This is a genomic window from Bradyrhizobium sp. WSM1743 (genome assembly GCF_000473065.1).
Lineage (GTDB): Bacteria > Pseudomonadota > Alphaproteobacteria > Rhizobiales > Xanthobacteraceae > Bradyrhizobium.
Genome location: NZ_AXAZ01000043.1, coordinates 1 through 17,902 on the forward strand (window position 1 = coordinate 1; position 17,902 = coordinate 17,902).

Genomic DNA, 17,902 nt, shown 5'->3' on the forward strand with positions numbered 1-17,902 from the left:
CGAAGTGAGGAGCTATCGATGACGTAACAACACCTTACCCGCCGAGGTCTGCGAGAGGATGACACGACGATGGAGAATCGGTCTTCCCGACGCATGCGAACCCTGGTGACCCAAATGGCCCGGTCGAGGCCTGTCCGCTAACCAGATCACATGCGTGCTGATATCCATGATGGCCCGGAGCACTCCGCTCCAAGCAGAGGCCGGATACATTGATGCAAGACCGTATCTACCGCATCGTCGAAATCTTCTTGCACCGCACGGCCGGACCATACATTAGGGTCAAAGGCTGCCTTGGTCAGCTTGCATGCCCGTTCGGGTCACCTTCAAGAAACAGACCTCGCGGCGCTCTGGGTTAGGCTCAGCCGCGGGCCAACAGCAGACATATGGCAGTCGATACATTCGACCGGCCCGGTCGCCAGGTCAATCACTCCGGCATGCCCGCAAGCCGCAGACCTTCCATCAGCTTGCTCAATGTATTTGGGTGGAGGCTGAAGCGATCGGCTGCGTTTCCCACCCGAAGGTCACCATTGATCCTTCGCAGCGCCGCGACATGCTCGCGAGCCTCTGCCAGTCGTCCACCCAGCGCACTGGTTGCTGCCGCGATTTGCAGTGCGGTTACGAAAGAAGGCCGCCCGTCGATCGCCTTCATCGCGTAGAGGCGCGCATCGTCGAGGCGCCCGGCAACGAAATGAGCCGACGCTATCCCCGCGTGAAAGTTGAACATCAGGGGATCGATGGGGCTGTAACGCATGGCATAGCCGAATTTCTCGAGCGCGCTCGCAGCGTCTTCAAGCCAGACGTCGATCCAACCGGCGCAATACCAGGCGACTGAATAGTTCGGATTGAGCCGCAACGCTCGCTCGACGAGAGCCCTGCCGGCGGCCTTTTCGCTGAGGACGTGCGCATTGGTAAAGCCGGCAGCGGTCAATGCGACTGCATCGTCACCCCCGAGCGCTACCGCTTGCCTCGAGAGACGCCGGGCCTCCGATACCTCGGCTTCTCGGTCTACCATCCAGCCGTTCACCTTCCGGCTGGTATAGCAACGCGCGGCCATGCCGCACGCTGCAGCAAAATTGTCATCAAGCGCGAATGCCTGCTTGAAAAATGACAGTGCCAATTCGTGCGCTGGCTGGGTCCAGAGATAATAGCTTTCTAGTCCTCGCAAATAGAGATCGTAGGCATCGAGATTTTCTGTCGGCTTGCGCCTGGTCCGATTGATTTCGTTTGCTTCGAGTTTGGGTGCAATGACCGCAATCATCTCCGATACAATCGTGTCCTGAAGCTCGAAGATGTCACCGAGGACACCGTCGCAGCGGTGACCAGCGAGTGTCAGCCGCGATTCCGCATCAATCAGCTGTGCAGTGATGCGCACGCGGTTGCTAGATTTGCGTACGCTACCTTCAATGACATAACGGACACCAAGCTCACGGCCGATCTGCCTGACATCGACCACCCGATCCCTGTAAGTGAAGCTCGAATTGCGTGCGATCACGAACAGCCAGCGCATCCGCGACAGCGCCAGGATGACCTCATCAACGACGCCGTCGGCGAAGTAACTCTGGTCCGGCTCGGCTACGAATGGGAGGACAGCGACTGAAGGCCTGTCTGGAAGTGCCAACGCAGGAACGCTCGTTGGCGGGATCGATGGTGAGGGCGTATCCCTCACCTTTCCGATGAAGCGAAGACCCTTGCGCGGAAAAGTCTTGATGAGCCTCTGGCCAGCTCCCGCGTCTCCGAGCGCGACTCGGGCAGAGTGGATGCACGCGGATATCGCCGAATCGGACACGATGCGGCCATTCCACACCGCTGACACCAGTTCATCTTTCGATACCAACCGGTCGCGGTTCGCAAGCAGGTAGAGCACCAGGTCAAGGACCTTCGGTTCTACCGGAATCGACTTGTCGGCTCGGCGTACCTCCCTGCGGGAGGCGTCGATCGTGCAATCATCAAAGAGATAGAGCAACGGGCTACCCCTCAGCGGCTCTTTGCGAGCCGCAACATAGCCGACCCTCAGAAAATGCCAAGGAAACCCAAAGACCGTCCTTAAGCAAACGGCTTGGCGCTCAGCCACTCTCGCCAACGAAGCAGATCTTTCGGCAGGTCCGCACGGGAGGCAGAAATGGCAATTCAGTCAGCGGCTTATGTGTTCGACGACAATTCTCACGAAATAGAGCGCCTGGAGAGCCAGGCTCGTGCGATTGCACCTGAGGCCACATGGTTGCTCGACAGTATTGGCGTGCAGCGGGGCTGGAAAGCTGCCGACATCGGCTGCGGCCCGATCGGCATTCTTGATCTGCTGGCACAGCGGGTTGGAGATTCGGGTGCTGTCGTCGGCATCGAGCGCGACAAGCGGTTCTTCGATATTGGACGATCAGTGATCGCGCGGCGCGGCCTCCGTAACGTGCGCATGGTGCTGGGTGATGCGCTCACTGTCGAACTGGAGCCGGCGTCGTTCGATCTGGTTCACGAACGGCTGCTTCTGATTAACGTGCCTGTTGCGAACCAGAAGGCGATCATCGATCAGATGCTTGCTTTGCTCAAGCCGGGTGGAAAGATCGCACTGCAAGACTATGATCGTATTTCGTATGCTTGCTACCCCGATCATCCCTCATGGGCCGCGCTCTCCAACGCATACCGCGAAGCGTTTGAGGCCAATGGCGGCACGATCTCGACCGGGCGATCGCTGCCAAGGCTCTTGCGCGAGGCCGGTGTCCAGAACATTTCGACGAAGGTGCATGCTGCGATCACTGAACGGGGCGACACCCGGAGGATGGATGCGCTCGCGATGCTTGAGGCACTGCACACAAAAATACTGACACTCGGGCATTTTAGCGCTCGCGAGTTCGCCGTCCACAAGCAAGCATTGGTCGAGCACCTGTCCGATCCGGATACCCTGATCGTCGAACGCCTGCTGGTGCAAGCCTGGGGTACAAAGCCATGACCTGCGCCACGCAACCGCTCACCACTGCGGACGCCAGCGCAGAGCGTAGATCGACCAGCTATTCTGTGCTGACGAGCGCGATGGAGCGCCACGAAGGAGCCTGGACCGCATGTCCTGGAGAAGATTGGCGGCAGGGACGCACGCTATTCGGCGGCCTTACCGCGGCTCTTTGTCTCGAAGCGGCAGCGCGCGAGTTCACCGACCTTCCGCCACTGCGGTCAGCCCAATTCGCGCTGATGGCTCCTCATTCCGGAACCGTTAGAATCCGCGCAGAATTGTTGCGTAGGGGGAAATCCGCAGCATTCGTTTCCACTGACCTGTCAGGCGAAAGCGGCCTCGCGACGCGCGCCACATTGTGTTTCGCGCAAGGGCGTCATTCGGCCCATTCATTCCAAGGCATAACAGCGCCGGCCGTCGCCCACCCCGATCTTTGTCGGCCGTTTCCGCGAAAGCCTAAATTTGCGCAGCACTTTGATGCCGGCTTCGCTGGTGGCAGCGTACCCTATAGCGAGGCTGAAGATCCAACCACATTGCTATGGTACAGGTTTCGCGACGACGCAAAGAACGTAAGTTTACCCATGCTGACCGCAATAGCCGACGCCGCCGCTCCCGCAATGATGGCACGGGTCCGTGAGATGCCTCCGTTGAGCACCATGACATGGGCCGTTCACTACCTGTCCGAGCAGCCAACTACGGAAAACGGTTGGTGGCTTCTGCGCACTTCTGCCGAAAGTGCGCGCAACGGCTATACGACCGAATCGGTGACAATCTGGAATTCGACTGGCGAACCGATCCTTGTTGGGAGGCAGACGCTTGCGCTGTTCGCATAGGCACGTGTCTGCTCAGGGGCAGACTCGGAATATCTCGCGGCGCGCATTATGAGTCCACCTGTCCTCAAGCAGCCGACGTAAGCGCTGCTTTCCCGGGAGGTCTGGGTAGGGCCAATTTCGGCCTCAGCGTCTTAGCTCCTGTGAGCAAATGTTTGAGCCCGCCTACCTGAATTCTTGCCCATATTTGAGAGCGATCGCGTTGATCTGCTCCCGCGTCCATTCCTTTCGCGGTTCGCCGGGTCGGCTGCAGGTTTCGCGAAAGAAACCGTCGAGGCCTGGGGGTACCATGATCCACAGCAGAACCAATTCCTGATCTGGACTACTGAAACCATGCCACGTGTTCGTGGGTATGAAAATCGTTCCACCTCTTTCGCAAGAGTGACGCACATCGTTGAGTGTGACCGTGCCACTGCCTTCCAGAACGTAGAAGGCTTCGTCCCTGTCGAGGTGTCGGTGAACCGGAATGCCTGACCCCTTGGGTAGCTGCTGAATGCCGAGGCCAAGATTATTGGACCCCGTTATGGGGTCGGCCTTGATGAAGATGTTACCGCCATCACGAAAATGGATCAGGTGCTCACCCTCTCCGGCACCAAGCACATAGCCCTGCGGCACCGGGTTGTGCGACTTCGCCCCGATCTCCTTGCTGTTTGGCATCATGCGCTCCATTGACCGATATTCAACAATGAAAAAGCCACAATAGCAGAATGCTGCACCACGAGCGACGCCCGTGGCCAAAGACGGCTTGGGGTCACAAGCCGCCTCTCCCGTTCAAGACGGCTGACTTCCGCCTTGCCCTGGAAAGCTGACGTCGATGCGCACAGTGAACCAAGAGAGGGGGCACTTTGAGCGCGGTGCGGGCAGGGCAGAGTCTGCGGCGGTTATTTCGTAGACGTTGCTGGCTGTCAGGCGAACTGGCGACCAGGAACACCAGCTTCTGCAGCGCGCCAAAAAGCGGTATCGCCCGCGCGGGACGTGGTGTGAAGCTCGAGGATGTTGATTACGGAGCAGCGGAAGGGGCTCGCCCTATCCTGGCTCTTCCGATGCTGCCATCCTGCTCCTGTTTTGCCCGACGGTGCAACAGTTTCGCAAAATCAGCAAGATGCGCAGTTGTCTTCCAAAAACATCACGCTCGATCAACGAGCTGAGCCGCGATGATGATCCATCCCATCTCATCGCACTCTAAGCCGTTGATTTTGCTGCCCCCGGCTACTGTGCATGGGGTTGTTTTCGACATTTTTGTTTTGGAGGTGCGAAAGCGCCACGCCGATCCGGACCTGATCCGGCGCTCGCCCGCTACTTCATCACCCGCACGCCCTTGGTCGTGAACCGCTGCGTCTTGCCGCCGGGGCGAACGGGGCGCTTGGTGCCGGCGGCCTTGCCGGTGCCGGGCGGCTGGTGCGCGGGGACGAGCTGGTGGGGCTGCGAGCCGATCAGGTCGCGGCGGCCCATCTCGATCAAGGCCTCGCGCAGCACCGGCCAGTTGTCGGGATCGTGGTAGCGCAAAAACGCCTTGTGCAGGCGGCGCTGGCGCAGGCCCTTGATCGCATCGACCTTGTCGCTGCCGCCGTGGCGTACGCCGCGCAAGGGATTGACGCCGGTGTGGTACATCGCGGTTGCGGTCGCCATCGGCGAGGGCAGGAAGGTCTGCACCTGGTCGGCGCGGTAGCGGTTCTTCTTCAGCCACAGCGCGAGGTTCATCATGTCCTCGTCGGTCGTGCCCGGATGCGCCGCGATGAAATAGGGGATCAGGTAATATTTCTTGCCGGCCTGCTCGGCCGCGGCGTCGAACATCCGCTTGAAGCGGTCATAGGCGCCGATGCCCGGCTTCATCATCTTGTCGAGCGGGCCGCGCTCGGTATGTTCAGGCGCGATCTTGAGGTAACCGCCGACGTGATGGGTGACGAGCTCCTTGATGTATTCGGGGCTCTCGACCGCAAGATCGTAGCGCACGCCGGAGGCGACCATCACCTTCTTGATGCCTTTGGTCTCGCGCACCTTGCGATAGAGCCGGATCAGATCGTCATGCGAGGTATTGAGGTTCGGGCAGATCTCGGGGAAGACGCAGGACGGCCGCCGGCACGCCGCCTCGACCTTCGGATCCTTGCACGCCATCCGGTACATGTTGGCGGTGGGGCCGCCGATGTCGGAGATGACGCCGGTGAAGCCCGGTGTCTTGTCGCGGATGCGTTCGATCTCGCGCAGGATCGAGCCTTCCGAGCGGTTCTGGATGATGCGGCCCTCATGCTCGGTGATCGAGCAGAAGGTGCAGCCGCCAAAGCAGCCGCGCATGATCGTCACCGAGAACTTTATCATCTCCCAGGCGGGGATGCGTGCGTCGCCATAGGACGGGTGCGGGGCGCGGGCGTAAGGCAGATCGTAGACCGCGTCCATCTCCTCGGTGGTGAGCGGGATCGGCGGCGGGTTGAGCCAGAGATCGCGATCGCCGTGGCGCTGCACCAGCGGCCGTGCGTTGCCGGGATTGCTCTCCCGGTGCAGCACACGCGATGCGCGGGCATAGGCCTCGCGGTCCTGCTCGACCTGCTCCAGCGCCGGCAGGCGGATCACGGTGGCCCCGCGTTGACGCGATGCGCCCTCGTCGGCGGAATCGAGATCGTCGGCGTGCAGCTCGGTGTAATCTTCGGGCACGCGCCGGAACAGCGCGACACCCCTGATGTCGTCGAGCTCGCGCGGTGCCTCGCCGGCGGCGAGTCGCTGCGCCACCTCGACGACGGCGCGCTCGGCATTGCCGTAGAGCAGCAAGTCCGCCTTGGCGTCGGCCAGCACCGAGCGGCGCACCTTGTCGGACCAGTAGTCGTAATGCGCGATCCGGCGCAGCGAGGCCTCGATGCCGCCGAGCACGATCGGCACATCCTTGAACGCCTCGCGACAGCGCTGGGCATAGACGATGGTGCAGCGGTCCGGCCGCTTGCCGCCTTCGCCGCCCGCCGTATAGGCGTCGTCGTGGCGCAGGCGGCGATCCGCGGTGTAGCGGTTCACCATGGAGTCCATGTTGCCGCCGGTGACGCCGAAGAACACGCGTGGCTTGCCGAGTGCCTTGAATGGCTCGGCCGAGTGCCAGTCCGGCTGCGCGATGATGCCGACGCGAAAGCCTTGCGCCTCCAGCAGCCGGCCGATGATCGCCATGCCGAAGCTCGGATGGTCGACATAGGCATCCCCGGTCACCAGCACGATGTCGCAGGCGTCCCAGCCGAGCGCATCCATCTCGGCGCGGCTCATCGGGAGGAACGGTGCCGGCTTGCGCGGTTGCGCCCGGGCCATCAGCGGCTTTTCGGCGGTGATCATCTGGGTGTCCATGGCGCCTACGCATAGGGCTCCGGGGCCACGAAATCAACCGACGGGCGCGTGAAAGATCCGGTTCCGCGCGGTCGCGCCGTTCCTCACGGCCGCGAGGAAAACGCCTGCTCGATCCGGGCAGCGAAGGAGATCAGGCGCGCCTCGCTGTGGGGCGGGCCGACGATCTGCAAGGAGACCGGTATGCCGGCCTGGTCGCGGCCGGCGGGCACCGCGAGCGCGGGGCAGCCGAGGATCGACCAGACATAGGTGATCATGATCCAGTCGATGTAGCTCTCCGATGCGGTGCCCTCGATCTCGTCCGGCCACATGATCTCGACGGGGAACGGCGCGACCTGCGTGGTCGGGCAGATCAGGATGTCGAACTCCATGAAGAAGTCCTGCATGCGCCGGTAGATCGCCGCCCGCTGCTCGATCGCAGACGCGATGTCGCTCGCGGACAGGCTTTCGCCATGTGCGATGTCGCCGGCAACCTCGGGTGTGAAGCGGTCGCGCGATTGCGGCCAAAGTCTGCCCCAGCTGGCAAGATAAGCCAGACCGCGCAGAGCGCGGATCACGCGCGGCAGCCCGGCGATATCAGGTGCGGTCTCGCTCATCTCGCAGCCGGCGCGCTGCAGCCGATCGATCGCGCCGCGGAAGCCGGAGCGAATGTCCGGATCGACCGGCAGCAGGCCGAGGTCCTCGGACACGGCGATTCGTCCCGCCCATCCCGGCTGTGCGGCGGCGTTTCGAAATGACGCGGGTTGCTCGCGTGACAGCAGATCAGGCGGATGAAAGCCGGTCATCGCATCCAGCATCAGGGCAAGATCGGGAATCGTCCGCGCCATCGGCCCTTCGACGAAGACGGTGTCGAAGGGATCGGTGAGCGGCTTTCTCGGCACGAGGCCCGGTGTGGGCCTCAGCCCCGCAACGCCGCAGAACGCGGCCGGCGTGCGCAGGCTGCCGCCGACATCGTTGCCATGGCCGAGATAGATCTGATGCGCGGCCAGCGCTGCCGCCGATCCGCCGGATGAGCCTCCCGAAGTCAGCGCGGGAAAGAACGGATTGCGCGTCGCGCCGAACAGCGCGTTGGTGGTGTTGGCGCCGCCGAGCTCCGACAGATTGCTCTTGCCGACAACGATCGCACCGTTGCGCTGCAGGCGATCGACGGCCGGATTCGATACGTCCGGAGGGCGGCGGGCCGTCAGTGCGCTGCCGCCGCTGGTCGGCACGCCCGCGACATCGGTATTGTCCTTGACCGCGAGCGGAAGGCCGCAGAGAAGCGGCCAGTCTTCGCCGGCGGCCTTTCTCTCCATCAGCCGCCGCGCTTCACCGCGTGCGGCCTCGAAGCAGCGAACCGGAATCGCGTTGATCGCCGCATCCGTCGCCTCGATCCTGTCGATTGCGGCATCGACGACATCGAGCGGTGACAGATGGCCTCTGCGAATCTCGGCGATGGCATCGACGGCGGACAGCGCAAGAGGGTCGGTATGGGGCGCCAGGCCGGATGCAGCACTCATGTCGATGATGTCCGGACCGCGGCGGTGGACCCGCGCACCACGAGCGCCGGCTGAAGCTGGATCGACCTCGCCTCGTCCTCGGCGCCGGAGCGTCCCTCCAAAATGCGCGACAGCAAGGTCGAGACCGTGGTCTCGGCGATCGCCTCGGACGGCTGCGTTACGACGGTCATGCCGGGCCGCACCAGCCCGGCCCATGGAAGCTCGTCCACCGCGATGACGGAGAGGTCGTCGGGAATCGAGAGCCCGCGCTCGGCAATGGCGCGAAGCAATCCGAGCGACAGATGATTGTTGGTGGCGAAGATCGCGGTCGGCCGCTGCGCATGGCCGAGCAGCCGCAATGCAGCGGCATGACCGGCGGCCTCCGAAAAATTGTCCTTCTCGATCAGCCGTTCGTCGAGCGTGACGCCGCGCGAGGCCAAGCCGCTTCTCAGTCCATCGAGCCGGTGGCGCGCGATCTGATGCTCGGGCGAGCCCATGATCACGGCGATGCGGCGATGACCGAGATCGTCGAGATGTTCGGCCGCGAGCCGTCCCAGCGCGACATTGTCGGTCGTGACCGAATCGAGATCGAGCCCCTCGATGCGTCGGTCCACCAGAATGCCGGGCATCGGCAGGTTCGCAAGCGCGGCCTGGCGTCCGCTCCAGCCGCGCCGGGTTGGGATGACGATGGCGCCGTCGGCGCGCTGCGACAGCAGCATGGCAAGATGCCGCTCCTCGCGCGCGGGGTCTTCGGCACTGTTGCAGAGAATGACCGAATAGCCCGCGGCGCTCGACAACCGCTCGATGCTCTCGACGAGCCTCAGGAAATAGGGATTGGCGAGATCCGCCACGAGCAGCCCGAGGATGCGCGTGGCGCCGCTGCGCAGGCTGCGGGCGCTGGCATGCGGCGCATAGCCGAGCTTCTGTGCTGCCGCATTGACGCGCTCCTGGAGCAGTTCGCTGACCTTGCCCGACCGGTTGAGCGTCTTCGACACGGTGGCGACGGAAACGCCGGCCAGCCGCGCGACCTCATGGATGGTGGGCAGCGGCCCTCCCGACATCAGCTCCTCCTGTTAAACGATTTCTGTATCGTTGCGATCGGCCCTATGCAAGTAAAATTGCTGCTAAATAGGCGCGAACATGTTGCGGATGACGGGCGATCGTGCTTCACTAGAAAAACGTTTAACTAACTCGGGGAGGCAACGGTGCGGAGCGTGGATTGCGTTCGGCAATCGCCGGACCGCATGCGCGGGCCGGAGGGCGCGGCATGACCGGCTATGTGCTAGGCCGGCTGCTCGCGGCGGTACCCGTGCTGCTCGCCGTCGCGGTATTCGTCTTCCTGCTGCTGAGCCTCGTGCCGGGCGATCCCGCCGTGCTGATCGCCGGCGACTTCGCCTCACCGCAGCAGGTGGAGGCAGTCCGCCAGGCGCTGGGACTCAATCTGCCGCTGCTGCAGCGTTTCCTCGCATGGGCCGGACGCATGTTGAGCGGCGATTTCGGTCTGTCGCTGTTCAGCCGCATCCCGGTCTCGCAGCTTGTCGCGCAGCGCATCGAGCCGACGCTGCTTCTGTCTCTGATGACGATCACGATTGCGGTCGTCGTCGCCGTGCCGCTTGGCCTCGTCGCGGCCTATCGTCCCAGGGGACTCGTCGCGCGCATGACGATGGCGGGTGCGGTGCTCGGCTTTTCACTGCCGGTCTTCGTCGTCGCTTTCGCGCTCGTTTATACGCTCGCGCTCGGCCTGCACTGGTTTCCGGTGCAGGGCTACAAGCCGTTGTCGCAGGGCGTATTGGCCTGCCTGCATTCGCTGGTGCTGCCCGCGATCTCGCTCTCCTTCCTCTATATTGCCCTGATCGCGCGGGTGACGCGCGCCGCGGTGCTGGAGGTGCTGCGCGAAGATTATGTCCGCACCGCCCATGCCAAGGGGCTCTCGGCTCGCAAGATCATCGCGCGGCACGTGCTCAGCAATGCCGCGGTCCCGATCATCACGGTCGTCGGCATCGGATTCGCCGCGCTGCTTGGTGGCGTCGTCGTCACCGAGACCGTGTTTTCAATCCCCGGCCTCGGCCGGCTGACGGCCGACTCGATCCTCCGGCGCGACTATCCGGTGGTGCAAGCCCTGATCCTGCTGTTCGCCTTCGTCTATGTCGTCGTCAATCTCGTGGTCGACATTCTCTACGCCGTCGTCGATCCGAGGATCCGGTACTGATGCGGGGCGAGCCGATGACGATCACCTCCGCAGCAGAAGGGCTCGATCCGCCGGACATCCGCCTCAACCGGTTTGCGCGGATCGCGAGCCTGCCGGTTCGCCATCCGATGCTGGCTCTAAGCTGCGCACTGCTCCTCGCCTTCGGAGCGCTGGCCGTGGTCAGCCCGTGGGTCACTGCAGATCCCGCCGCGCTTGACCCGCTGAGCCGGCTTCAATCGCCCTCGCTCGCGCAGCCATTCGGCACTGATCAGGTCGGTCGGCCCGTGTTCGCCCGCGCGCTGTGGGGAACGCGCGTCTCGCTGTCGGTCGGTTTTGCCGTCGCGAGTCTCACCACCCTGATCGGCGTGAGCATCGGCGTCGTCGCCGGCTACTTCCGCGGCGTCGACAAGGTCGTCATGCGCGCGATGGATGCGGTCATGGCGATCCCCGCGATCCTGCTCGCGATCGCACTCGTGGCCCTGATCGGCGCTTCGCCTCTCGTGATCGTCACGGCGATCAGCCTGCCCGAAATTCCCCGTATGGCGCGTGTGGTGCGCGCCAGCGTCCTGATGTTGCGTGAACGCGTTTATGTCGAGGCCGCCATCACCTGCGGCGGACGCGCCACGACCATCCTGCGCCGTCACATCCTGCCCGGCGCCGCCGGGCCGATCATGGTGCAGTCGACCTACGTCTTTGCATCCGCGATGATCCTGGAATCGATATTGTCGTTTCTCGGCGCGGGCACGCCGCCTGATGTGCCGAGCTGGGGCAACATGATGTCGGAGGGCCGGCAGTTCCTCCAGATCGCGCCCTGGATCCTCGGCTTTCCCGCTTTGATGTTGGCGATCACGGTGCTCGCCGCCAACCTGCTCGGTGATGCCCTTCGCGATCTGCTCGATCCGAGCCTCGGGGGAGGCGAGATGCGATGAGTGCGCCGCTGCTCTCCGTCGAGAACCTCTCGATCGCGCTCAAGGCGCGAGGCGCTTCGGTGCCGCTCGTTCGCAACGTCTCATTCGCGATCGATCCGGGTGAAACGCTCTGCCTCGTCGGCGAGAGCGGCTGCGGCAAGAGCCTGACCGCGCTCTCCATCATTGGTCTGCTCAACCGCAACGTCATGCAGGTCGCTTCCGGCCGCATCCTGTTCGAAGGGCGCGACCTCGTCACGCTCGGCGCTGAGGAGATGCGCAAGCTCCGAGGCGACCGTCTCGCCATGGTATTCCAGGAGCCGATGACGTCGCTCAATCCGCTGTTGCGGGTTGGCGAGCAAATCGCCGAGGTGATCGTCGAGCATCGTGGCGTGTCCGAGGCGGACGCGCGGCGGCAGGTGATCGGGCTGCTCGATCTCGTCCGCATTCCCGATGCGCGACGGCGGGCCTCCGAATATCCGCACCAGCTCTCCGGTGGGATGCGGCAGCGGGCGATGATTGCGATGGCGCTCGCTCTGCGGCCCGCATTGCTGATCGCCGACGAGCCGACCACCGCACTCGACGTCACCATCCAAGCCCAGGTCCTGACCTTGATCGACGATCTGCGTCGCGAGTTCGGCACGTCGGTGCTGCTGATCACGCACGATCTCGGGGTGGTCGCGGAAATGGCCGACCGTGTTGTCGTGCTCTATGCCGGCAGCATCGTCGAGCAGGCCGGTGTCAACGACATTTTCGATGCCGCGGCCCATCCCTATACGCGCGGCCTGCTTGGTGCGATCGGCCAACTCAATAGCGGCACCCGCGATCGTCTCGCCGAGATTCCTGGCAGCGTGCCGAGCCCGGCCTCGCTCGGCACCGGCTGCGCCTTTCGCCAACGCTGCTGCGAGGCAATGCCGGTGTGTCAGTCCGAGCTGCCGCTGTTGTCGGGCGCAGGCGAGCACCTGACGGCATGCTGGCTGGGCAGGGCCGGCGCGGAGCGGCCCGCATGAGTGCTGTCCTCGAAGTCTCCGGCCTGACCCAGATCTTCACCTCACGGAAGGGGCCGTTCGGCCTGTTCGGCCGGCGCGAACTTCGCGCGGTCGACGACGTCAGTTTCGCTGTGGCGCGCGGACGCACATTCTGCCTCGTTGGCGAAAGCGGCTGCGGCAAGACCACGATCGGTCGCATGGTCGTGCGCCTGTTGCAGCCGACGGCCGGCTCCGTCCGCATCAATGGCGAGGATTTTGGCAGCCTGTCCGGCGAAACGCTGCGGAAGAAGCGCCGGCAGGTGCAGATGGTGTTCCAGGATCCCTATGCCTGCCTCAACTCGCGCATGACGGCGGCGGAGATCGTCGAAGAGCCCCTGCTGAATTTTGGCATCGGCGATGCCATGTCGCGACGGCGCAAGGTCGCGCGGCTGTTCGACCAGGTCGGCCTGCCCCAACACTTTCGCACACGTCTGCCGCATCATCTGTCGGGCGGACAACGGCAGCGCCTCGGCATCGCGCGGGCGCTCGCCGCAGATCCTGCGCTGATCGTCGCGGACGAGGCGGTCGCCGCGCTCGACGTGTCGATTCGCTCTCAAATCCTGAACCTCCTGAAGGAGGTGCAGCGGGAGATCGGGATCTCCTATCTCTTCATCTCGCATGATCTCGCGGTGGTGCGTTATCTCGCGGACGAATTGGCGGTGATGTATCTCGGCGCCATCGTCGAGCAGGGGCCGGCGGAGGCCGTGTTCGCTGCGCCGGCGCATCCCTATATGCGCGCGTTGATCGATTCGGTCCCCGCAATCCATCCGCGCAACCGGCGCCGCCGCGCGGCTCTCGAAGGCGAGGTGCCAAGCGCCGCTTCGCTGCCGTCCGGATGCCGCTTCCGCACGCGATGTCCGTTCGCGACGGACATTTGCGCGAAAGAAGCGCCAGCGATGACCGAGATCGCGCCCGGGCATGCCGTCGCATGTCACCACGCACAGTCGCTGCCGCGCTGCGGCGCTTCGCGTCCGGGCTGGGCTGTGGCCACCGATGCAGTCAACAAGAAACGATCAATGGGAGGAGTAGCAAAATGAACTGGCCGAACAGAACATTTGCCGTGATGGTCGCAGCAGGCTTGCTGGGTGCAATGTCGCCTGCCGCTGCGGAGACGGTGCTCAAGATCCGCCCCTTCGGCGACCTCAAGCAGATCGATCCCGTGATCACGTCCGACTATATGGTTCGTAACCACGGCTATATGGTCTACGACACGCTGTTCTCGCTGGATGAGAAGCTCGTCGCGCAGCCGCAGATGCTGGAGTCATTTGCGGTCAGCAGCGATCAACTCACCTATACCTTCACGCTGCGCGGCGGCCTGACCTTCAGCAACGGCCAGCCGGTCACCGCGGAGGATGCAGTCCTATCGCTGAAGCGCTGGTGGCAGCGCGATGGCCTTGGCCAACAGCTTGCCTCCGTCAGCGACAGCCTGACGGTCAGGGACGAAAAATCCTTCGAGCTGAAGCTCAAGCGCCCGTGGGGGCTGGTGATCGAGGCGCTCTCCAAGCCGAGCTCCAACGTGCCCTTCATCATGCCGAAGGCGATCGCGGCGACGCCGGCGGATACCGCCATCACGGATGCGACCGGCTCCGGTCCCTTCATCATGAAGAAGGACGAATGGGTGCCGGGCTCCAAGGTCGTCTATGTCAAGAACCCGTCCTACAAACCGCGCTCGGAGCCGGCGAGCGGGCTTGCCGGCGGCAAGCTCGCCAAGGTCGACCGCGTCGAATGGCATTACATCCCGGACGCGCAGACCGCGCTGAATGCGCTGCAGGCCGGTGAGATCGATATTTTTGAGGAGGTGCCGCCGGATTTTCTGCCGACACTTGCCGGCAACTCCGACATCAAGACCATGCCGCAGGACACGCTCGGCATGCAAATGGTGTTCCGCATGAACACGACGGTCCCGCCGTTCAACAATCCAAAGGTCCGCCAGGCGATCAGCTACATGATCGACCAGGAGAAATTCGCGCGAGCCTATGTCGGCGATCCCAAGCTCTACAAGAACTGCCCGAGCTTTTACATGTGCTCGTCGCCCTATTTCACCGCCGCGGGCTGGACCAAGCCTGATATCGAAAAAGCCAAGAAGCTGATTGTCGAGAGTGGTTATGACGGCACGCCGGTTGTGGTGCTGCACGCGACCGAAAGCGGGCCGACCAATACGTTCAGCCTCGTCGCCGAGCAGCTGATGCGGCAGATCGGTCTCAAGGTCGAGCCGCAGGCGATGGACTGGGGCACGTTGGTCGGACGCCGCGCGTCCAAGGAAACCGTCGACAAGGGCGGCTGGTCGCTGTTCATGTCGGGACCAACAGGTGCCGACATGTTCGAGCCGGTCGGCCACCTTGGGCTGCGCGCAAATTGTGACAAGGCCTGGTTTGGCTGGCCCTGCGACGAGCAAATCGAGAAGTTGCGCAACGAATTCGCGTTTGCGACAGATCCCGAGCAGAAAAGGAAGATCGCAGCCGACCTCCAGCTCCGCGCTGTTGACTATGTGCCGTATTGGCCGGCTGCACAGCTTTACCTGGTGCGGGCCGTCCGCGGCAATGTCGACGGCATCGTGAAAGGCGCGGTCCCAGTCTACTGGAATATCACCAAGAAATAGTGCGATCCCGCCAGGCGTCGCAATCTGCGATCGCCTGGCAGCCCACCATCAGCCGCCCCCCGGGTTGTGTAGAGCTCGCGGGCATCGCCTCGTCGCGGTCAGCCGAGAGTTCCCATCCGTGTGACGGACTGACTGTCGGGGGCAGGAACCAACTGCTCGCAGAGACATTCTGATTGATGGGTTCGACACGAGCCCGGCCTGTGCGCGCCTTCACGATCGTGGCGCTCGTGCGTGCAACGAAATTCGCCGGGACGCCAGCCTCGGCCGATGGGGGAACCGTGGGTACGGTCATAGAGAACTTGCTGATGCGGAAGCAGAGGCTCGTTGAGGAACTCGAGAAGGCGCATGCCGTCGAGGACCGCGACAGGATCGAGCATCAACTCGAACAGATCAACACCGCGCTGGATTTCCTGGATAGGCCGGGACCGAAGGACGGGACGTAACGGCGCTCAGCCGACCTTCAGCGCCTCTACTTTCAACGCCTTGGCATAGACCACGCCCGAATTGGTGATGTGCGTCGTCATCAGGTCTTCGAAGGCGGCGAATTCGCCGCGTGCGAACAAATCGAGCAGCTTGCGATGCTCGTCGAAGGACGTGCGGGTGCGCACGTCTATCGGTGAGGTCAAATTGGTGCGGAGCGCGGCGACACGGCCAGAGACGAGCTGATAGGATTCGGCGAGATAGCGGTTGCCGCAATGGGTGAACAGCGCCTCGTGGAAGGCGGCATCGGCGCGGCCATAGGCGATGTTGTCCTTCGCGGTGACCGCCGGCTCCATCGCCGCAATCGCTGCGCTCGTTGCTGCGATCGCGCCGTCGCGATCGTGGCGGAAGGCGAGCTCGGCCGCCTTGGGCTCCAGCGCGATGCGGAAAGTGCAGAGCGCATTGATGTCCTCGGCGCTCGGCGTGAACACGAAGCTGCCGACCTGCGGCCGGATCACGACGAGGCCTTGCGCCTGCAACTGTCCCATCGCCTCGCGCACCGGCGTGCGGCTGACGCCGAAGGAGCTGGCCACCATCTCCTCGGAGATGGCAGCGCCGAGCGCGAACTCGCCCTCGATGATGGCCTGGCGCAGCCGCTGCATCACGCGCTGCGCCAGCGATTTCGGCGGATCGAGCTTGAGCGAGCGCATGGTGCTCTCAGATCACCTTGCCGGGATTGAGCAGGTGATCGGGATCGAGCGCAGCCTTCAGGGTGCGCATCAGCGCGATCTCGGCCTCGCTCCTGGCATGGCCCAACCACTGCTTCTTCAGCATGCCGATGCCGTGCTCGGCGGAGACGCTGCCGCCCATCTCGCGAACGAGACCATAGATGATCGCGTCCATCTCCTCCTTGGGCTGCTGCGCGACGGAGAACCCGGTGACCCAGGAGACGAGATGCAGATTGCCGTCGCCGATATGGCCGTAATAGACGCTCTCGCAGCCCTTGATGCCGTCCGCGAGCGCGGCCTTGCAGCGCGTGACGAACTCGTTCATGTGTGCCACCGCAAGGCCGATGTCGTAGGAGATGTGCGGCCCCAGCACCTGGCCGAACTCGGCGCAGATGTCGCGCACGCGCCAGAAGGCTTGCGTCTGCGCCAGCGACTGCGCCACAGCGGCGTCGGCGAGCAGTCCGTGCTCCATCAGTTCTTCGAGCCAGCTCTGGAAGCGCGGCGCATCAATGCTCTCGTCGGTGCCCTGCGCTTCCACCAGCACGTAGAGGCCGTGACCCGCTGCGACCGGCGGCTTCACCCCGGCGCGCGTCGTGATGACGTCCCAATAATCCGGCCACATCACCTCGAACGCCGACAGCAGCGGGCCGAGCCCGCTGCGTGCCGCGCCGAGCAGCGCGATCACCGCAGCATAATCCTTCAGCGCGCAGAGCGCGGCCATGGTCGAGCGTGGTTTCGGAAACAGCTTCAGCACGACGCGTGTGATGATGCCGAGCGTGCCTTCCGAGCCGATGAAGAGATGCTTGAGGTCATAGCCCGCGTTGTTCTTCATCAGCTTGTTGAGATTGGTGATGATGGTGCCGTCGGGCAGCACCACTTCCAGGCCAAGCACCAGCTCGCGCGTCATGCCGTAGCGGATCACGCGGTTGCCGCCGGCATTGGTCGAAAGATTGCCGCCGATCGCACAGGAACCGCGCGAGCCGAGGTCGAGCGGAAAGAAGAAGCCGGCCTCGTCCGCAGCCTTCTGGATCGTCTCCAGCGGCGTGCCGGCCTTCACCGTCATCGTTGCGGACGCGCGATCGATCTCCTCGACGCCGGTCATGCGCTCCAGCGAGATCGCGACCCAGCCCGCTTCGGGCGAAGCGCCACGGCACAGCCCGGTCAAGCCACCCTGCGGCACGAAGGGCAGTCGCGCCTGCCGGCAGGTCGCAATCGCATCGGCGACGCCCTGCGCGTCGAGCGGCCGGATTACCGCAAGCGGGGTTTGCGGCAGGCTCGCGCTCCAGTCGTTGCAATTGCGGGCGGGCACATCAGTGCCAACAAGCACGGCGGCCGCACCGAGCCTGTCGCGCAACGCGCCGAGCACTTGGTCGGGGCCTTCAATTGGGGTCACCATGTTCATGCGAGACCTCCTCTGGATTCGGCTGCGCCTCACGCGCGCCGGGACGGTGGAAAGGGTTTGCGCACTTCTTG

The 17,902-nt window shown here is 63.8% G+C and carries 15 protein-coding genes; 8 read left to right on the forward strand and 7 right to left on the reverse strand.

What is annotated here, in order from left to right; translation table 11 throughout:
• Positions 1–424: 424 nt before the first annotated feature.
• Positions 425–1,963, reverse strand: a complete 1,539-nt coding sequence (locus YU9_RS0123605; RefSeq protein WP_027575012.1) for a winged helix-turn-helix domain-containing tetratricopeptide repeat protein — start codon at positions 1,961–1,963, stop codon at positions 425–427.
• A 156-nt stretch (positions 1,964–2,119) separates the two neighbouring features.
• On the opposite strand from YU9_RS0123605, the gene YU9_RS0123610 reads away from it, so the two are divergent.
• On the forward strand, positions 2,120–2,941 hold the full coding sequence (locus YU9_RS0123610; protein ID WP_084299043.1) for a class I SAM-dependent methyltransferase: 822 nt from the start codon (positions 2,120–2,122) through the stop codon (positions 2,939–2,941).
• Complete coding sequence (locus tag YU9_RS45110; RefSeq protein WP_063623743.1) at positions 2,938–3,771, forward strand: thioesterase family protein; 834 nt, start codon at positions 2,938–2,940, stop codon at positions 3,769–3,771. The genes YU9_RS0123610 and YU9_RS45110 overlap by 4 nt, the downstream gene beginning before the upstream one ends.
• A gap of 162 nt (positions 3,772–3,933) precedes the next feature.
• Here YU9_RS45110 and YU9_RS42355 read toward each other — a convergent pair whose 3' ends face one another.
• From YU9_RS42355 to YU9_RS0123635, 4 genes are all read right to left on the reverse strand, one after another.
• Entirely contained in the window at positions 3,934–4,506 is a 573-nt protein-coding gene (locus YU9_RS42355; RefSeq protein WP_198028289.1) for a cupin domain-containing protein, read from the reverse strand.
• A 558-nt stretch (positions 4,507–5,064) separates the two neighbouring features.
• Positions 5,065–7,086 (reverse strand): YgiQ family radical SAM protein, encoded by a 2,022-nt coding sequence (locus tag YU9_RS0123625; protein ID WP_027575015.1) that lies wholly within the window; start codon positions 7,084–7,086, stop codon positions 5,065–5,067.
• Between the two features lie 83 nt (positions 7,087–7,169).
• Positions 7,170–8,582 (reverse strand): amidase, encoded by a 1,413-nt coding sequence (locus YU9_RS0123630; RefSeq protein ID WP_036017948.1) that lies wholly within the window; start codon positions 8,580–8,582, stop codon positions 7,170–7,172.
• Complete coding sequence (locus YU9_RS0123635; RefSeq protein WP_051380492.1) at positions 8,579–9,622, reverse strand: LacI family DNA-binding transcriptional regulator; 1,044 nt, start codon at positions 9,620–9,622, stop codon at positions 8,579–8,581. The genes YU9_RS0123630 and YU9_RS0123635 overlap by 4 nt, the downstream gene beginning before the upstream one ends.
• A gap of 206 nt (positions 9,623–9,828) precedes the next feature.
• Here YU9_RS0123635 and YU9_RS0123640 point away from each other — a divergent pair, with 206 nt between their 5' ends.
• The 6 genes from YU9_RS0123640 (at position 9,829) to YU9_RS49170 (ending at position 15,724) form a co-directional block, all read left to right on the forward strand.
• Positions 9,829–10,770, forward strand: a complete 942-nt coding sequence (locus YU9_RS0123640) for an ABC transporter permease (RefSeq protein WP_027575018.1) — start codon at positions 9,829–9,831, stop codon at positions 10,768–10,770.
• 14 nt (positions 10,771–10,784) lie between these two features.
• Positions 10,785–11,678: an ABC transporter permease gene (locus tag YU9_RS0123645; protein ID WP_027575019.1), complete on the forward strand. Its 894-nt coding sequence runs from the start codon at positions 10,785–10,787 to the stop codon at positions 11,676–11,678.
• Complete coding sequence (locus tag YU9_RS0123650; RefSeq protein WP_027575020.1) at positions 11,675–12,664, forward strand: ABC transporter ATP-binding protein; 990 nt, start codon at positions 11,675–11,677, stop codon at positions 12,662–12,664. Before YU9_RS0123645 ends, YU9_RS0123650 begins: the two co-directional genes overlap by 4 nt.
• Entirely contained in the window at positions 12,661–13,719 is a 1,059-nt protein-coding gene (locus YU9_RS42360) for an ABC transporter ATP-binding protein (protein ID WP_051380495.1), read from the forward strand. The genes YU9_RS0123650 and YU9_RS42360 overlap by 4 nt, the downstream gene beginning before the upstream one ends.
• A complete protein-coding gene (locus tag YU9_RS0123660) occupies positions 13,716–15,281 on the forward strand; it encodes an ABC transporter substrate-binding protein (RefSeq protein WP_027575021.1) in 1,566 nt (521 codons plus the stop codon). The genes YU9_RS42360 and YU9_RS0123660 overlap by 4 nt, the downstream gene beginning before the upstream one ends.
• A 200-nt stretch (positions 15,282–15,481) precedes the next feature.
• Positions 15,482–15,724, forward strand: coding sequence for a hypothetical protein (locus YU9_RS49170; RefSeq protein WP_036017950.1), 243 nt, complete (start codon positions 15,482–15,484; stop codon positions 15,722–15,724).
• Positions 15,725–15,730: 6 nt separating this feature from the next.
• Here YU9_RS49170 and YU9_RS0123670 read toward each other — a convergent pair whose 3' ends face one another.
• Together YU9_RS0123670 and YU9_RS0123675 are read right to left on the reverse strand one after the other, a co-directional pair.
• Positions 15,731–16,411, reverse strand: a complete 681-nt coding sequence (locus YU9_RS0123670; protein ID WP_027575022.1) for a GntR family transcriptional regulator — start codon at positions 16,409–16,411, stop codon at positions 15,731–15,733.
• A 7-nt stretch (positions 16,412–16,418) separates the two neighbouring features.
• A complete protein-coding gene (locus YU9_RS0123675; RefSeq protein ID WP_027575023.1) occupies positions 16,419–17,831 on the reverse strand; it encodes an FAD-binding oxidoreductase in 1,413 nt (470 codons plus the stop codon).
• Between the last annotated feature and the right edge of the window lie 71 nt (positions 17,832–17,902).